Here is a 1,843-nt window from a genome sequence, read left to right as displayed (position 1 = left end):
CGCCGTGGGTCGATGTTTGATGTTATGGAGCAGCAACGATGTTACGCAGCAGGGCAGTCGCCCTAAAACAAAGTTAGACATCATGAGGGTAGCGGTGACCATCGAAATTTCGAACCAACTATCAGAGGTGCTAAGCGTCATTGAGCGCCATCTGGAATCAACGTTGCTGGCCGTGCATTTGTACGGCTCCGCAGTGGATGGCGGCCTGAAGCCATACAGCGATATTGATTTGTTGGTTACTGTGGCCGTAAAGCTTGATGAAACGACGCGGCGAGCATTGCTCAATGACCTTATGGAGGCTTCGGCTTTCCCTGGCGAGAGCGAGACGCTCCGCGCTATAGAAGTCACCCTTGTCGTGCATGACGACATCATCCCGTGGCGTTATCCGGCTAAGCGCGAGCTGCAATTTGGAGAATGGCAGCGCAATGACATTCTTGCGGGTATCTTCGAGCCAGCCATGATCGACATTGATCTAGCTATCCTGCTTACAAAAGCAAGAGAACATAGCGTTGCCTTGGTAGGTCCGGCAGCGGAGGAATTCTTTGACCCGGTTCCTGAACAGGATCTATTCGAGGCGCTGAGGGAAACCTTGAAGCTATGGAACTCGCAGCCCGACTGGGCCGGCGATGAGCGAAATGTAGTGCTTACGTTGTCCCGCATTTGGTACAGCGCAATAACCGGCAAAATCGCGCCGAAGGATGTCGCTGCCGACTGGGCAATAAAACGCCTACCTGCCCAGTATCAGCCCGTCTTACTTGAAGCTAAGCAAGCTTATCTGGGACAAAAAGAAGATCACTTGGCCTCACGCGCAGATCACTTGGAAGAATTTATTCGCTTTGTGAAAGGCGAGATCATCAAGTCAGTTGGTAAATGATGTCTAACAATTCGTTCAAGCCGACCGCGCTACGCGCGGCGGCTTAACTCCGGCGTTGTGCTGACGAAAAAAAACAAAAATCTGCGTATACCTTTCCTCATAATCTGTGGCTTCAATAAAAGGATATTTCTATGCTTCAACTGAAAATGATCGAACTCTTCAAGGAAGGTTGTCATGAGGATGCACGAATAATCGCGGCATTGATGTTCGGCTCATTTGCTATCGGAGAGGGTGACGAGTTCTCTGATATCGAATTCGCAGTGTTCATCCAGGATGACCATTTTGAAAATTTCGATCAGCGCTCGTGGCTTAATGCCGTAAGTCCGGTTGCTGCTTACTTTCCGGACGACTTCGGCCACCACACCGCACTTTTTGAAAACGGCATTCGCGGTGAATTCCATTTCATGCGAAAATCGGACATACCGGTCATTTCCACTTGGCAAGGCTATGGGTGGTTTCCCTCGCTTGAGGCGGCTGTTTTGTTGGACCGATCAGGAGAGTTGTCAAGGTACGCAAGCGCTCTCGTGGGCGGTCCCCCGATACGTGAAGGCGCGCCGCTGGTGGAAGGGCTTGTGTTGAACCTCATCAGCCTGATGCTCTTTGGGGCCAATCTTTTAAATCGGGGAGAGTACGCTCGCGCCTGGGCTTTGCTCAGCAAAGCACATGAAAACCTACTCAAGCTGGTTCGACTCCACGAAGGGGCAACAGACCACTGGCCGACACCTTCACGCGCGCTCGAAAAGGATATCTCGGAGGACTCGTATAATCGCTATCTGGCATGCACAAGCAGTGCAGAACCAAGAGCACTATGTGCAGCCTATCATCAAACGTGGACGTGGAGTCTCGAATTGTTCAAGAGCGTGACAGAACCTCTGAATATCGAGCTTCCGAGGGCACTGTTGCAAATAGTCGGTGGTGATAAACTTATCATCCCCTTTTGCTGATGGAGCTGCACATGAACCCATTCAA

The 1,843-nt window shown here is 51.1% G+C and carries 1 protein-coding gene and 1 pseudogene; both read left to right on the top strand.

Annotated features, from left to right (window positions below; genetic code table 11):
* Positions 1–82 precede the first annotated feature (82 nt).
* Positions 83–921 (top strand): annotated as a pseudogene (locus R7Q48_RS23965) (AadA family aminoglycoside 3''-O-nucleotidyltransferase).
* Positions 922–1,005: 84 nt separating this feature from the next.
* Positions 1,006–1,818, top strand: a complete 813-nt coding sequence (gene lnu(F) / locus R7Q48_RS23960) for a lincosamide nucleotidyltransferase Lnu(F) (protein WP_065799592.1) — start codon at positions 1,006–1,008, stop codon at positions 1,816–1,818.
* The last annotated feature ends 25 nt before the right edge of the window (positions 1,819–1,843 follow it).

This window comes from Vibrio sp. 378 (assembly GCF_033339435.1).
The sequence above is the reverse complement of the archived record's forward strand: the minus strand, read 5'-3'. Positions and strand labels throughout refer to the sequence as shown.